Annotated in this window: 11 protein-coding genes, 1 tRNA gene and 1 pseudogene; 7 read left to right on the plus strand and 6 right to left on the minus strand. The window is 65.7% G+C overall.

Annotated elements, in window-relative coordinates; genetic code table 11:
* Positions 1-124: 124 nt before the first annotated feature.
* The 6 genes and pseudogenes from AC3IT0_RS03895 to AC3IT0_RS03920 form a co-directional block, all read right to left on the minus strand.
* On the minus strand, positions 125-739 hold the full coding sequence (locus tag AC3IT0_RS03895; RefSeq protein ID WP_489322484.1) for a hypothetical protein: 615 nt from the start codon (positions 737-739) through the stop codon (positions 125-127).
* A gap of 129 nt (positions 740-868) precedes the next feature.
* Positions 869-1,054 carry a hypothetical protein gene (locus AC3IT0_RS03900; protein WP_489322485.1) on the minus strand — a complete coding sequence of 62 codons (186 nt, stop codon included), beginning with the start codon at positions 1,052-1,054 and terminating at the stop codon, positions 869-871.
* A 1-nt stretch (position 1,055) separates the two neighbouring features.
* The gene (locus tag AC3IT0_RS03905; protein ID WP_489322486.1) at positions 1,056-2,420 is read right to left on the minus strand and encodes an RHS repeat-associated core domain-containing protein; all 1,365 of its coding nucleotides are present in this window, start codon (positions 2,418-2,420) and stop codon (positions 1,056-1,058) included.
* Positions 2,421-2,608: 188 nt separating this feature from the next.
* Positions 2,609-5,359 (minus strand): annotated as a pseudogene (locus AC3IT0_RS03910) (5'-nucleotidase C-terminal domain-containing protein); the annotation flags it as partial.
* Positions 5,360-5,561: 202 nt separating this feature from the next.
* Positions 5,562-6,329, minus strand: coding sequence for a VOC family protein (locus AC3IT0_RS03915; RefSeq protein WP_489322487.1), 768 nt, complete (start codon positions 6,327-6,329; stop codon positions 5,562-5,564).
* 167 nt (positions 6,330-6,496) lie between these two features.
* A tRNA-Ser gene (locus AC3IT0_RS03920) sits at positions 6,497-6,584 on the minus strand.
* A 109-nt stretch (positions 6,585-6,693) separates the two neighbouring features.
* On the opposite strand from AC3IT0_RS03920, the gene AC3IT0_RS03925 reads away from it, so the two are divergent.
* The 7 genes from AC3IT0_RS03925 (at position 6,694) to AC3IT0_RS03955 (ending at position 15,171) form a co-directional block, all read left to right on the plus strand.
* Positions 6,694-7,677, plus strand: coding sequence for an NAD(P)H-quinone oxidoreductase (locus AC3IT0_RS03925; protein ID WP_489322488.1), 984 nt, complete (start codon positions 6,694-6,696; stop codon positions 7,675-7,677).
* 120 nt (positions 7,678-7,797) lie between these two features.
* Entirely contained in the window at positions 7,798-8,409 is a 612-nt protein-coding gene (locus tag AC3IT0_RS03930; protein WP_489322489.1) for a PadR family transcriptional regulator, read from the plus strand.
* Positions 8,406-9,143 carry an ABC transporter ATP-binding protein gene (locus AC3IT0_RS03935; protein ID WP_489322490.1) on the plus strand — a complete coding sequence of 246 codons (738 nt, stop codon included), beginning with the start codon at positions 8,406-8,408 and terminating at the stop codon, positions 9,141-9,143. The genes AC3IT0_RS03930 and AC3IT0_RS03935 overlap by 4 nt, the downstream gene beginning before the upstream one ends.
* A gap of 1 nt (position 9,144) precedes the next feature.
* Positions 9,145-12,042 carry an FtsX-like permease family protein gene (locus AC3IT0_RS03940; protein ID WP_489322491.1) on the plus strand — a complete coding sequence of 966 codons (2,898 nt, stop codon included), beginning with the start codon at positions 9,145-9,147 and terminating at the stop codon, positions 12,040-12,042.
* 140 nt (positions 12,043-12,182) lie between these two features.
* Positions 12,183-12,467: a DUF1540 domain-containing protein gene (locus AC3IT0_RS03945; protein WP_489322492.1), complete on the plus strand. Its 285-nt coding sequence runs from the start codon at positions 12,183-12,185 to the stop codon at positions 12,465-12,467.
* Between the two features lie 200 nt (positions 12,468-12,667).
* On the plus strand, positions 12,668-14,968 hold the full coding sequence (locus tag AC3IT0_RS03950; RefSeq protein ID WP_489322493.1) for a carbon starvation CstA family protein: 2,301 nt from the start codon (positions 12,668-12,670) through the stop codon (positions 14,966-14,968).
* Positions 14,968-15,171 (plus strand): YbdD/YjiX family protein, encoded by a 204-nt coding sequence (locus AC3IT0_RS03955; RefSeq protein WP_489322494.1) that lies wholly within the window; start codon positions 14,968-14,970, stop codon positions 15,169-15,171. The genes AC3IT0_RS03950 and AC3IT0_RS03955 overlap by 1 nt, the downstream gene beginning before the upstream one ends.
* Positions 15,172-15,203: the final 32 nt, after the last annotated feature.

A 15,203-nucleotide genomic window follows, 5' to 3' on the forward strand; every position in this document is an offset into this window, starting at 1 on the left:
CCACCAAGCAAGCGATCAAGCTTGTGCCACAGTCCACCACAGGCGATGGGACCCCCATAGAACCAAGGAAGTGGAACAGTCCGCCGTGCTGGCGTGACACAGGTTCCGGCGCCCATCCATTTGACTAGGGGTTCGCTCGGTGCCGCTTTCTCGTCCTGAGTATCGTCCAGAGGGCGGCGGCGATGATCAGGAGCATAATTGCAATCGGCAGGAGGAGCGGCAGGGCGAAGGTGTTACCGGCCGCTCCGGCGATGACGGCGATGCAGCCGAGACTGATACCGATAATCGCTAAGACGATGGCAGCTCTCTTCCAGGATCTGGCATCACGGTCGCTTAGATCTGGTGCCTTGAACAGGGGAAGGCCTTCCGGTTCGTACAGATAGGCAACGAACAAACCCAGGAGCATCTGCACCAACGGGGACAGCAGCGGGGAGTAGCGATCCGGCTGTGCTGCGAGGATGGCGATGACCGCGACCGTGATCGTCACGGCCACAACGGCGCCGACGATGGTGAAATACTTCCAGCGTCGTCGGGTTAGGAGCAGCGTGCCGGATTTGGTTTTTCCGCCCAGGATCATGGCGGCCCATAGAAGCAGGATGGCGCACAGCAGGCTCCCGCTGATCTTGAACCAAAGCTCGATCTCCGGGCGCCAGATCATAAAAAGCGAAGCGGCGGCGAGGGCGATGACTGCCAGAGCGAGAGGGATCCGGAGTCTGGCGTTAGTCTCTACGGATGCCATGGGCTAAGTGCATCCGTCGGTCTTGCGCTTGTCAATAGGCGGCTGGCCTGGCGTGGGAAGTCTTCGGAGGGCGGTGTGTGGACGGTGCCGCGCCTTGCAGGACGCCACCACTGAAGATGGCTGGAGGGGTCACCCTTCAAGTCTGATAAACAACACAGCGATGAGGCAACAAATACTCAGAAAGAGGGGGATCATCATGAGTTTCTGTTTCCGGCTGTATGGTTTGCCCTTGATGGGCGGGTCTTTCGTCAGATAGACCGTGGTTATCGCGCCCAGAAGGATGCCCACCATCGTCAACATGGTCGCCAAGTACATGTCACAACCCTAGAGGGCAGTAGAAGAAGAGTGCGTTATAGGCATAAATAAAGCCCAATCCGCCTGTGAGCCATGTAGCGAGCTGCCACCTCGGATCCTTAAGGACGGCCCAGAAAATGTTAGCGCCAATATTCGCGATGAACATCACGTTGCTGATGTCATTGAAAGCGTCACACAGGGGTCCAAGCCCGGTGGGGTCGGTGGTGTTGACGGGGTTGCAGCCCGCATAGGCGTAGCGGTTGGATTCTTGTCCGGAGGGGTCGGGTTGGGTGAAGCGGCCGCGGGCGGGGTGGTAGTAGCGGGCACCGAATTTGATGCGATTGCTGGTGGTGTCGTTGTAGCCGCCGGCGTAGGTCCAGGGGTTGGTTGCTGCTTTGGTCCCGGTGGTTCCGGTGTTCTCTCCCCAGGAGCCGTAGCTGTAGGTGGCGGCTTTGGCTTGGGCGCTGTCGGTGAGCAGGATGGTGGAGCCGAGGGCGTCGGTGGTGTAGTAGTAGCTGGCGCCGGAAGCGTCGCGCATGCTGATGAGGTTCCCGTCGGGGTCCCGGATGAACGAGGTTGTCCCGCCGGTCCTGGTGAGTTGCGTAATGCCCAGGGAGCCGTTGAGGAACGAGGTTGAGCCGGCGGTGAGGCGTTCATCGTTGCGTGTTCCGGCGTAGGTGTAGTTCGTCACGGTGGTGCCGTTCGTGCCGGAGGTGAATTGGTCGAACACGTTGTAGGTCAGGTTCGTGGCGGAGCCACCACCGGTGTTGTTGCCGTTGGCGTCATATGAATAGTTGGTGGCTCCTGCAGGCGGAGCTGAACAGTCCCCGGAGGTGCTGGCGTACCAGCAGAGCTGGTCCGCGGCGTTGTAGGCGGAATGGACGGTGGGGGTCCCGGTTTTGGCGTCGGTGAGACGGTTGCCGTTGAGGTCGTAGGTCCAGGATTCGGTGACCGCGCCGGTGACGGCGGATGTCAGACGCCTCACGGCGTCGTAGCTGTAGGTCGTTACCTGGCCGGTCTCGGTGGTCATGGTCTTTCGGAAGGCGCCGTCGCGGACCGGGGCGGTGCCCCAGGTGGTGTGCGTGTAGGCGCGTTTGGCAAGGATGGCTGTGGCGGTGTTGGTCGCGGTGATGGAGGTGATCCTGCCGGAGTTGTCGTAGACCGTGGTGTTTTTCACGCCGTTCGGGTACGTGGTTCCGGTGCGCCGGTTCTTGTCGTCGTAGGTGAAGCCGGTGCATTTGGTGCTGTTGGGGAAGGCCGGGGTCACGGGGCAGGATCCGCCGGGTTCGGCCAGGGCGGTGAGCCGGTCGGCGTTGTCGTAGCGGTAGCCCACAGTGCCGGTCGGGTCGGTGAAGCTGGTCACGTTGGAGGCCGGATCGTAGGTCACGGTGGTGCTGACCCCGCCGATTGTACACCGGGCGGACGCTCCGCGAGCACTTTGGCCTGGCCGTCCCGGCCAACTCCTTTGAACGGGTGCCACAGCCTGCCTGAGCATTAATCGTGGCCATTAACGGAAGGTGCCCCTCCCCACTGGTTCAGTCGGGGAGGGGCACCTCTGCTTATGCTGGCCCGCGCTTAGCCGCGCAGCCACTGCTGGTACTGGATCCAGGCAGTGCCGTAACGGATCCAGCCCAGGATGTCGTACCACTTGGTGGGCGCCACCGGTGCCGTGCAGACCGGCGGAACCGGTCCGCTGGCAGCCACCTGGACAGCCGTCTTCACCACGGTGCCGGACTCGGCGGCCGTGAGCGCCAGGGTGCCCGATCCTGAAGCAGCGCCGGTAGGAACGGCCAGATTCACGGCGGCTGCACCGGCCGACACCGGCACCGTGCCAAGGTCCGTCACAGTCCCGGCGCTGTCGGTGAACGCCGCAGCCAGCGAAGTATTGACCGGGCTGCCCAGCGAGGTGAGGTCCAGCTTGGCGACCGCCAGCGTGATGCCGTCCCCGGCCTTGACCTCGGTGGCTGTGGTGTTCACCACGGCCACCGTCCGCCGGGCGAAGTCCGGCGACACGGGGTTGTGACCCTGCAGGTACTTGATCCAGGCGTCCCGGTCCACCAGCCCTGAATCCTTGGTGCCGGTTCCCTCCTTGAAGACCCGGAAGTTGTCGCCGCCGGTGGCCAGGAAGCTGAACGTCCCGATCCGGTAGGACTTCGCCGGATCGATCAGCGCGCCGGCCACCCGGATGGAGGTGATCCGGTCACCTGCGGCGCGGGTTGCGTCGTAGGTGTAGTTGACGTTCTGGGAGAGGCCCAGTTGCTGGAAAGCGCGGCTGGGGACCGTGCCGTCGGCGTTGGTCTGCCACTGCTGCTCCAGGAGGGCCTTGAACTGCGTGCCAGTCAGGGACGTGGTCCACAGGTTGTTCACGAACGGCAGGACCGAGTCGGCCTCCGCGTAAGTGATGGTGCCGTCCGGGGCGTAGTACAGCTCGTTGCGGAGGCCGCCGGGATTGACGACGCCGATTTCCGCGCCGCCCAGCTCGGCATGCTGGAGCGACTCCAGCAGGGAGTCGGCCACCAGGTTGCCCAGCGTCGATTCGCTGGCACGGTCATCACGCTTGGCCGGTCCGCCCGCGGGGTCCGCGGTGAACGCCGTGGTGATATCTGCGGTCAGCGCCCCGACCGGCTGGTTGCCGATCGCGGCTGCTTCGGCCAGGGCCTTCCGCACAATGGCATCAACCGCTGCAACCCGCGGGTAAGCGTTCACGAGGTCAGTGGCCAAGTCCGTGGTCCGCTTGACGTTCCCGGCCTTCGACGCGGTCACTTCCTTGGTGGCCGTATCCACCGTGAGCTGGATCTGGCCGATGTTCTCGCCGTAATTGCCGGTCTGGACAATCGGACGGGTCTTGCCGTCGGCCCCGGGGACCGGTGCGTCCCAGGCGTATTCCTTGTGCGTGTGGCCGGTGAAGATGGCGTCCACGTCGGCCGAGGTTTCGGTGACCAGCTTCGCGAACGGGCCGCCCGCTGCGACTTCCAGCTCAAGGGTGGCGCCGTCGGGCGTCCCTGACCCGGCGCCGTCGTGGTTTTCGGCGATGATCACGTCGGCGAGGTTCTCCGCCGTGATCTTGGCAGCCACGCGGTTGATCGCGTCCACGGGATCGCCGAAGTCAAGATCGGCGATGCCGGCGGGTGTCACCAGGGACGGGACTTCCCGGGTGACGGTGCCGATGACGGCAACCTTCACGCCGTCCATGTCCAGCACCGTGAATTCCGGCAGGACCGGTTCGGTGGTTCCCTTCTTGTAAACGTTCGCCCCCAGCAGCGGGAACGTAGCGTTGGTGCCGCCCGCGATGACGCGGTCGCGCAGGTCCGCCCAGCCGCCGTCGAACTCGTGGTTGCCCACGGCGGAAGCGTCCAGTTCCAGCGCGTTCAGCACATCGATGGTGGGCTGGTCCTTGGCAACGGCCGAGGCGAACAGTGACGCGCCGATGTTGTCGCCCGCGGACAGGAAGGCCGTGGCCCCGGGGGCGGCGGCGCGCAGCTTCTCGATGGTGCCGGCGAACAGCACCGTGTTGGTGTCGATGCGGCCGTGGAAATCGTTGATGCCCAGGAAGGTCAGCTCAACGCTGGCCGGTGTGACCGGGCCGGCAGGCAGGTCCAGGCCCACCACCACAGGATCGTGGTCGCTGGCGCGGTACTGGTCCGGCGCATAGTAGTTGGTCACATTGTTGTTATACCTGCTGTACTCCAGCGCCACGGACTCTACGGAGTTGATGTTCCAGATGTCCGCCCCGGTGACCACTGCGTCGGCGCCCGGGGAGGCCAGGATGTGGTCCAGTGAACCCACCAGGCCGCCGAACAGGTAGGAGTGCTTCGCGGAGCCGTCGGCGTGCTTCGCTTTGCCGTCCTGGTTGACGTAGCCAGCGTCCGTGAAGACGTTCATCGGGTCTTCCTGGGCGTAGGAGTTGAAGTCGCCGATCAGGAAAACCTTGTCCGTGTCATCCGGCGTTGCTGCCGAACCCTTGGACTTGAAGTGGTTGGCGATCGCGATGAACTTCTCGTCGTCCCCGGCACCCACCGGCTTGAACACTGGGGCCAGCGGCTTGCGGGCGTTCGCGAAGGCGACGCTGTCGTTGTGGATGATGGACTCTTCCACGGGTTCGGCAAGGGCTTTCTTGAAAATGAACGCGGTGCGGATGATGTCCTCGTCAGCCAGCGGGGGAGCGTTGGCTGGCGTGCGCACATAGTCCCAGATGCCGGGAGTCGCGATGTTGAGGGCGTCCACCAGTTTGGCCAGGGCGTCGTCGCGGTCCTTGCCGAACTGGGCGGAGTTTTCGATTTCCATGAGGGACACCACGTCGGCGCCGGTCTTGGAGATCGCGGCAACCCGATGGAGTGTGTCCGGGTTGTACCTACGGACAATGTCCGGAATCCACGCGTGATCAGGTGGTGTCCGGCACAGCAAAGCAGCGCCGCATGAACGCAAGGTTGATGGTGGGTGCATTCGGCGAAACGTCCGTGGGGCAAAACAATACCGGCCGGTAGCCTCGATGGAAGCTGCCGGCCGGTATTTCGTCGAAGGAATTTACTTATGCAATGATCTTGAACATTGCTCCGGTGGGGTCGGCCAGCGAGGCGAGGCGGCCGAACGGAGAGTCCTCCGGTCCGTCAATGACGGTGGCTCCGAGCGAAACAGCTTTCTCAATCGAAGCGTCCGCATCTTCGACGTTGAAGTAGACCTGCCAGTTGGACGGAACGTCAGCCGGCAGGTAGCCGGAGGCGTCCATGATGCCCGCCTTGGCGAAGTCCCCGGCGCCCAGGGTGGTGTACCGGAAGTCCGGAGTGTCGCTCATAACATCCGTGTCCCAGTTAAATACTGCCTGGTAGAACTTCACGGCGGCGTCGTAGTCCTTGGTGTGGAGCTCGTGCCATGCGGCAGCGCCGGGCTCGGCAACTAGCTCATACCCCTTCATCTCGCGCGGCTGCCAAACTCCGACGGCCGCGCCGGCGGCATCACCGAAGATGGCCATGTGGCCCTGCTCCGGCACATCCATGGGCGGCATGTACACCTCACCGCCGTTGGCCGTGACAGCGGCCGCAGTGGCCTCGGCGTCGTCCGAGCGGAGGTACGTGGACCAGACGTCGGGCATGCCGGCCTCGTCCTCACCCTTCTGCATGAGCCCGGCCACGGTCTTGCCGTTCTTCCGGGCGGTGGTGTAACCGCCGTACATTTCCTCGTCGCCGGTTTCGTACTCCCAGCCGAAGAGTTCGCCGTAGAACTGGCGGGCTTTGGTGATATCCGATGTCATGAGGTCGATCCAGCAGGGTGCGCCGGGGGTGATCTCGGGTGCAGGCATGATGGCTCCTTGATGTGTGCAGGCGGATAGGTCGGCCTCAAAAGGGCCGGTAGAGACAGGAACGACACTATGCCCGGGGACTGACAGTTTCAACGAAAAGTTCGCGGAATCCGATTAAAACGAAGAACCCCGGCCCGCCATTATGTGGCGTGCCGGGGTTCCATTCGCGGAAGGTAAGAGATTCGAACTCTTGGTACGGGGTTACCGCACACTAGTTTTCAAGACTAGCTCCTTCGGCCGCTCGGACAACCTTCCCTAACGAGTAGTGTTTCATAGGCAGTTGGCTGCAACAAAACAGAGTCTGCCGTGCGTCCGGTGCACACTGGTTCTGGGGCACGAATCAGCTAGAAAACGGGAGTTCTCCATGAAAGCGGTCTACATAACAGAACCCGGTGGTCCGGAGGTGCTGGTGGTCCGCGAAGTGGACGCGCCGGTGCCCGGGCAGGGCGAGGTGTTGATCGACGTCGTCGCCGCCGGCCTGAACCGCGCAGACGTGCAGCAGCGCAGGGGCTTCTACCCGCCCCCGCCGGGCGCGTCCGAGATTCCCGGGCTGGAAGTCTCCGGGCGGATCGCCGGCTTCGGACCCGGCGTCACCAAGGCGTTCTCCGTGGGCGACAAGGTGGTGGCCCTGCTGGCCGGCGGAGGCTACGCGGAACAGGTTGCGGTGCCGGCGGAACAGGTCCTGAGGATTCCCGACGGCGTTGATGTGGTCACTGCTGCGTCACTGCCGGAAGTCGCAGCCACGGTGTACTCCAACCTGATCATGACGGCGCAGCTGCAGGCAGGCGAGACGGTCCTGATCCACGGCGCCACCGGCGGGATCGGCACCATGGCCATCCAGCTGGCCAAGGCATTCGGCGCCAGGGTGGCCACCACCGCGGGAAGCGCGGAAAAGGTGGGGACGGCGAAGGCTTTCCTGGGCGCGGACATCGCCATCAACTACACCGAAGAGGACTTTCCGGAAAGCCTCCGGCGGCAGAACGGCGGCAAGGGTGCCGACGTGATCCTCGACGTCGTGGGTGCCAAATACCTGGCGCAGAACGTTGATGCGCTCGCGGACTACGGCCGGCTCGTTGTCATCGGCCTGCAGGGCGGGACGAAGGGGGAGCTGGATCTTGGCCAGCTCCTGCGGAAGCGCGCGGCAGTGGTTGCCACGGCACTGCGGCCGCGCCCGGTGGCGGAGAAGGGCGCCATCATGAACGCCGTCCGCGAATCCGTGTGGCCCCTTATCACGGACGGCCGGATCCGCCCGCTGGTGGCCAAGACCTTCCCGCTGGACCAGGCCGCGGCCGCCCACCGGTACTTCGACAGCGGCGACCATGTGGGCAAGGTCCTGCTGGTCATGTAGCCAAGGTAGATACTGAGTATTGCTTTGCATGGCGGACTGGGTTAGCCTCACTCTATACGCGGTATGCACGGGTCTTGGGGGTCCGTGCATGCCGACGCTGACGCCACCGCTAGGAGCATCATGTCCATCCGCCACAGCCTCCTTGCCCTGCTGCAGGACCAGCCGCGTTACGGCTACCAGCTCAGGGTTGAGTTCGAAAACCGGACCGGGTCCACCTGGCCCCTGAATATCGGGCAGGTGTACACCACCCTGGACAGGCTGGAACGCGACGGCCTGGTCAGCAATGACGGCAGTGATGGCGAAGGCCACGTCGTCTACAGCATCACCGCCGCCGGCACGGCGGAAGTGCAGAACTGGTTTGCCGCCCCCGTGGAGCGCAACAACCCGCCCCGGAACGAGCTGGCCATCAAACTGGCGCTCGCGGTCACGCTGCCGGGCGTGGATGTGCAGGGCATCATCCAGGCCCAGCGGGTGGCGTCCATCCGCGCGCTGCAGGATTACACCAAGGCCCGCCGCGACACCGCCGCCAACCAGAGGGCGGCGGACACCGCCTGGCTGCTGGTGCTGGATTCGCTGATCTTCCAGACAGAAGCGGAGGTCCGCTGGCTGGATCTTTGCGAGGCCCGGATGCTGCAGCAGGCGCAGACCGCAGGCCAGGACACACCACGTAAATCGTCCAACGGGGTCACTGTGGAAGAGGCTGCCCCGCTCATCGCGGATATCCGCCGATGAGCGTCCAAGGGCCGCAGCAGGTCCTGGAACTCGCCAAGGTCAGCAGGACGTTCGGTGAAGGCGCGACGGCGGTCGCCGCGTTGCGCGAGGTTGACCTCAGCATCAGGGCGGGCGAGTTCGTCGCCGTGATGGGTCCGTCAGGTTCCGGGAAATCCTCCCTCCTGGCGCTGGCAGGGGGACTGGACAGGCCGACGTCGGGCGGTGTCTTTGTGGAATCAACACCCCTGGGCGGGCTGGGACTTAACGAACTCGCCCGGTTGCGCCGCCGCGCCGTCGGCTACGTCTTCCAGGACTTCAACCTTGTCCCCACCCTGACCGCGGCCGAGAACGTGGCGCTGCCGCTGGAACTGGACGGGACGGCCACTCGGAAGGCGCAACGCCAGGCGCTGGATGCGCTGCGGCAGGTGGGCATCCCGGAACTCGCGGACCGCTTTATGGACCAGATGTCCGGCGGGCAGCAGCAGCGGGTGGCCATCGCCCGGGCCATCGTGGGCGACCGCCGGCTGATCCTGGCGGACGAACCCACGGGAGCCCTGGATTCCACCACAGGCCACGGCGTGATGGAAGTGCTCCGCGGACGTGCCGATGCCGGTGCGGCCGTGATGCTGGTGACCCATGAGGCCCGGCATGCTGCGTGGGCTGACCGGGTGGTGTTCCTCCGGGACGGCCGGATTGTGGACCAGGCAGCGGCCATGCACGATCCCGCCATGCTCCTCGCACAGGCCGGCAGCTGACGTGGCACTCACCCTCGCACCGGCGCCCGGCGGGCGTCGGCAGGCTTTCCGCGTCGCCGTCCGGATGGCGCGGCGCGATATCCGCCGCCACAAAGCGCGCTCCCTCCTGATCATCCTGCTGATCATGCTCCCCGTGGCCGCCATGGCCGGGGCGGCCACCCTGGTCCAGAGCACCCAGGAGACCGCCGCCGAGCGCGTGGAGTACCAGCTCGGCAAAACGCAGGCGCGGTTCCGGCCCATGCCCATGGCCAACGGGGTCATGGTCCAGCACCCGGTCGACGAGCTGCAGATCACCACGAGCGACTGGGACAGCAACCCTGGCTTCACGCCGACTGATCCGCAGGACGCGATCCCGGCCGGCTACGACGTGCTCACAGAATCCACCCTCGACCTCACCGCTGAATCGGGGGCGGCGGACGTGCGGGTGGTGGGCCGGGCAGTGGACGCCCTGGCCCCGGCATTTGCCGGAAAATACACGCTGCTGGACGGCAGAGCCGCCGGGACCGATGCCGAGATGCTTGTGTCGCCGGGGCTGCTGGAGCGGTTCGGGCTGGGACTGGGGGAGGAACTGCCGACGTCGGCCGGGACGTTTGTTGCGGTCGGAACCCTCCGCGATGCGGGCTATTCGGACAGCAACTCCATCGTCTACCTCAAGCCCGGCCAGGGCGACGTGGGCGTTCCTGTTCCGCCGGACTCCGCTGTCCGCGAGCCAACCGTGTCCGCCATCAAGTCCACCATGTATTACCTGGTGGGTTCCGTGCCTGTGACCTGGACCCAGGTGCTGGCGGCCAACGCCGTGGGTGTCACCGTGCTGTCCAGGTCCGTGGTGCTGAATCCGCCGCCCCAAGAGGAGCGCGGGCCGGAGGGCGCGGGGACCTCGTCCAGCGCGTCGGTGCCCCTCGCCGCCTATGCGGCCGGGGCGCTCCTGGGCGCCCTGGCATTGCTGGAGGTGGGCCTGCTGGCGGGAGCCGCGTTTGCCGTGGGCGCCAAAGGGCAGGTCCGGGAGCTGGCCCTGCTCGCCGCGACGGGGGCCGAAAGCCCCACCATCCGTTCGGTGGTGATGGCGGCGGGCCTGTGGCTCGGCGGACTTGGCGTGGCCGCCGGCGCCGCGGTGGGGCTGGCAGCGGCCGCCGGGGTGGTGATGGTTGCGCGCCTGAACGGATCGGTCCGTTTCCCGGGTTTCCATCCGGACGCTTTGCTGACGGTCCTGGTGATGATTATGGGTTTTGTCGCCTGCCTCCTGGCTGCCTTGGCCCCGGCGCGGCAGGTGGCACGTCAGGCCGTCCTCGGCGCACTCAAATCAGGGCGGGCGCCGGCGTCGGCCGGCAGGGCGCCCACCGTGGTGGGTGCTGTCCTGCTGGGCGTGGCCGCCGCTGCGCTCGCGGCCGGCACGTGGCTCGCCGTCAGCAGCGACGACCCTGACGTGTTCAGCTCAAGGACGCCGGTGGTCGTCTGGTTCCTGCTGGGCGGCGCGGTACTTGGCGTGACGTCCCTGGTCCTGCTGACCGGCAAGGTGGTGACCCTCCTTGCCAGGCGTGCCGGACGCCTTCCCCTGGCTGCGCGAATGGCCGCACGGGACTCTTCGCGGAACCGCAGCCGGACTGTTCCGGCTGTTGCCGCCGTCCTTGCCGCGGCCACCCTGGCGAGTGCCGGCATGGTGCTGGCCGCCAGCCAACAGGCGAACGAGCAGCAAAACCACTACTGGTCCGCGTTGCAGAACCAGGCGGTCCTGCCGTTGTCCGTGGCGCAACCCCTACTGGCTGACGGAACAGTGCCGGACCCGGTGCGGATTGACCCCGCTGCGGTGGCGTCCGCATTGGATGGCGCTGTGGACACCGTCGAATGGACCAGTGTCCTGCGCACAGCCGACACCCGGAACTGCGATATGCGGCCGGAACTGGCGGACGCGTCGCCCCCGCAGACGCCGACGTCGAGCTGCCTGCAATATTCGCTGGCGACGCCGGAAGGCAACGCGTGTCCCGTGACCGCCGGCGGGCGTGTCCTGGATCCGGAGGACTGGCGCTGCCAGGGGCCAATGCGTCCGTATGAGTCCCAGGGAAGGGCCGACTCGATGATCGTCGGAACTGCCGATGACGTCGAAAGGCTGTTCGGAACGGTGCCGACGGCCGAAGCCCGCGACGTGCTGGCGGCCGGCGGAATGGTAGTCGGCAACCCCGTGTTCGTCCGCGACGGGCAGACGTCCTTGGTGGCACGGGACGTGCGCAAGCCCGCGCGCGCCGACCCCGCCACAGGCGCCTTCCAGGGCTACGAGGAGACGGCGCGGACGGACGTGGCCGCGGCTGTGTTGGCGCCGGAGGTCAATGTGCCGTACTACGGAGTGGTATCCCCGGAAGCTGCCGCGGCGGCCGGAATGCGCGTGGATGACAGCGCCCTGCTGGTCCAGTTCAGCGCTTACCCCGATGCCGTCCAGATGGACAAAATGTCCGCCGCAGTCGCCGCCATCTACAAGGACCGCTACGGGACCCCGCTTGTGGAGCGCGGAGCGGAGCGGGACACCTCGCTGATCCTCTGGTCCATCGTGGGCCTGGGCGCACTGATCACACTCAGCGCGGCCGGCATCACCACGGGCCTGTCCATGGCGGATTCGCGGAAAGACCACGTGACCCTTGCCGGGGTGGGTGCGGCCCCGCGGTTGCGGAAGGCGCTGGCAGGTTCGCAGGCCCTGATGACGGCGGGTCTCGGAACTGTGTTGGGCAGTGTTGCCGGGATAGTGCCCGCCGTGCTGCTGGTGACCGCAACCGGGATGGCGCGGACCGCCGTCGTTCCCTGGCTCCAGCTCGTGGCGCTGCTGATCGCGGTGCCGCTCACCGGTGCGGCCCTGGCCTGGCTGTTTACCCGGGCAAGGCTTCCGGTGTCCCGCCGCGAGGTGGGGACCTGAGCGCTCTGCCGTGGCAGCTGATTGGGGGCGGGCCGGGAATTAGGTCACACAGTTGGGTCTTTTTGATTGGACCCAACAGGCCTACCGTGGGACTCAGGGCGCTGTCCGTCCCGGACGGCCGAAGTACGGAGGAACCTCTTATGACAACGCATGTTGCCGATTGCAGTGTTACCCGTTGCTCGTTTAATGACCATGAGGGCTGTTCGGCCCACGCCATCACCGTGGGCGGGAGCAAGGACCACGCCAGCTGCGCCACGTTCATCGACACCGGCACACACGGCGGGCTGCCCAAGGTCCTGGCAGATGTCGGAGCATGCCAGCGTGTCGAATGCGTTCATAACGACCACCTGATGTGCAACGCCCCCGAAGTCCATGTGGGCCCCGGCGTCGACAACGCGGACTGCCTCACTTACGCACACGCGTAGCCACGGCTCCCGCCCGGGATTATTCACGAAGGCCTCCGTCCAGGAAACCCTGAACGGGGGCTTTTGTGCGCTCGGCGCCTCCCGTCCGCCGTTCACCGCAATGACACGCGGCGCGAGCACGATGCCGCCTCCTTGTTGGTGCGGCGTTGGTAGGGTGCCTTTGAGCAACTCACTGAAGCACCAAATCTCAAGGAGGAGACATGGCCAGCAGGCCTGACGAACCGGTAAGTGCAGCGAAAGGAAGGGGCCCGTTGACGGCCGATCCGAAGCTTCCGCCAACGGCCGTGGATGAGGCCGTCCGCGAGGCTGAAGACAAGAAATGGACCCCGGCCAAGATCGCCCTGTGGGCAGCCATCGCCCTGCTCGGCGGCGTCGCCTGGTTCATGCTGGCTATCGTCCGTGGCGAGACCGTCAATGCGATCTGGTTCGTTTTTGCCTCGGTCTCTACCTACCTGATCGCTTACCGCTTCTACTCCAAGGTGATTGAACGCCTCATCACCAAGCCGGACGACCGCCGCGCCACGCCGGCGGAATACAAGGCTGACGGCAAGGACTATGTCCGCACGGACCGCAACGTGCTGTTCGGCCACCACTTCGCCGCGATCGCCGGCGCCGGCCCGCTGGTCGGGCCCATCATCGCAGCCCAGATGGGCTACCTCCCCGGCACCATCTGGATCATCATCGGCGTTGTGCTCGCAGGCGCCGTCCAGGACTACCTGGTGATGTTCTTCTCCATGCGCCGCGGCGGCCGTTCCCTCGGCCAGATGGCCCGCGAGGAACTGGGCGTCATCGGCGGCACCGCAGCACTGATCGCCACCCTCCTCATCATGGTGATCATCGTGGCGATCCTCGCGCTCGTCGTCGTTAATGCCCTGGGCGAAAGCCCGTGGGGCGTGTTCTCGGTGGGCATGACCATCCCGATTGCGCTGTTTATGGGCGTCTACCTGCGCTACATCCGGCCGGGCAAGATCATGGAAGTCTCCCTGATCGGCTTTGTGCTGCTGATGGCCGCCATCATCGGCGGCGGGCTGGTGGCGGAGACCGAATGGGGTTCCGCGTTCTTCACCCTGGACAAGGTGACCATTGCCTGGGGCCTCATTGTCTACGGCTTCATCGCCGCCATCCTTCCGGTCTGGCTGCTCCTCGCTCCCCGCGATTATCTCTCCACGTTTATGAAGATCGGCGTGATCGTGATGCTCGCGCTGGCCATCATCGTGGTCCGCCCCGAGATCAATGTCCCGGCCTTCAGCGAGTTCGCCAGCAGGGACAACGGACCGGTGTTCCCCGGTGCCCTGTTCCCGTTCCTGTTTGTCACCATTGCCTGCGGGGCCCTATCCGGCTTCCACGCCCTGATCTCCTCGGGCACTACCCCGAAGCTGATCGAGAAGGAACGCCAGACCCGCTTCATCGGCTACGGCGGCATGCTGATGGAGTCGTTTGTGGCCATCATGGCGCTGGTCGCGGCCATCTCCATTGATCGTGGGCTCTACTTCGCCATGAACGCACCGGCCGCCCTGACCGGTGGCACGGTGGAAACCGCGGCCGCCTGGGTCAACAGCCTTGGCCTCGCCGGAGTGAACATCAGCCCGGATCTGTTGTCGGAGACGGCCAGGAACGTCGGCGAGCAAAGCATTGTGTCCAGGACCGGCGGTGCGCCCACGCTCGCCGTCGGCCTCGCGCACATCATGCAGCAGTTCATCGGCGGCACGGCACTGATGGCGTTCTGGTACCACTTCGCCATCATGTTCGAGGCGCTGTTTATCCTCACCGCGGTCGACGCCGGCACGCGTGTTGCGCGCTTTATGCTGCAGGACTCCATCGGCAACTTCGTCCCGAAGTTCAAGGAACACTCCTGGCGGCCGGGGGCCTGGCTGTGCACCGCCGTTATGGTGGGCGCCTGGGGTGCCGTGCTGCTCATGGGCGTGACCGACCCGCTGGGCGGCATCAACACGCTGTTCCCGCTGTTCGGCATCGCCAACCAGCTGCTGGCCGCGATCGCGCTCTCCGTGTGCCTGGCCATCGTCGCCAAGCGGGGGACCTTCAAGTACCTCTGGATCGTTGCGGTGCCGCTGGCGTTCGCGGCAGTGGTGACCATCACCGCCAGTTACCAGAAGATCTTCTCCCCAACGCCCGCCGTCGGCTACTTCGCCAACAACGCAGCCTTCAGCAAGGCACTCGCGGACGGCAAGACGGAGTTCGGTTCAGCCAAGAGCGTTGCCGCCATGGAAGCCGTGGTGCGGAACACCGCGATCCAGGGCTGGCTGTCCGTTATCTTTGTGGTGCTGAGCATCACCGTCATCGCCATGGCCCTGGTGGCCACCATCAAGGCCTTCCGCAACCATTCCGCAGGGCTGCCGAACGTTGACAACGAGGATGAGGCCCGGCCGTCCAAGGTCTTCGCACCCGCCGGGCTGATCCCCACACCCGCGGAACGTGAGCTGCAGGCCGAATGGAACAAGCTGCCGGCCGAGCTGCGGTTTGAAAGGCCAGGTCACCACTAATGAGCACCGGTCTGGCCGCGGTGGCAACAGGGTTCCGGGGTTTCGCCCGGTATCTCGGCGGCGTGCTCGGTGCCGATGCGTACGCCAAGTACCTGGAGCACCACCACGCGGCCGGACACGGGGAGCCCCCTCTGACGGAACGCGAGTTCTGGCGGGACCGGACGGACCGCCAGGACACCAACCCGCAGGGCCGGTGCTGCTGATGCTGCCGGCCGACGTTGACAGCCGGCCAGCC

The organism is Pseudarthrobacter sp. KH_020_B, from assembly GCF_057840185.1.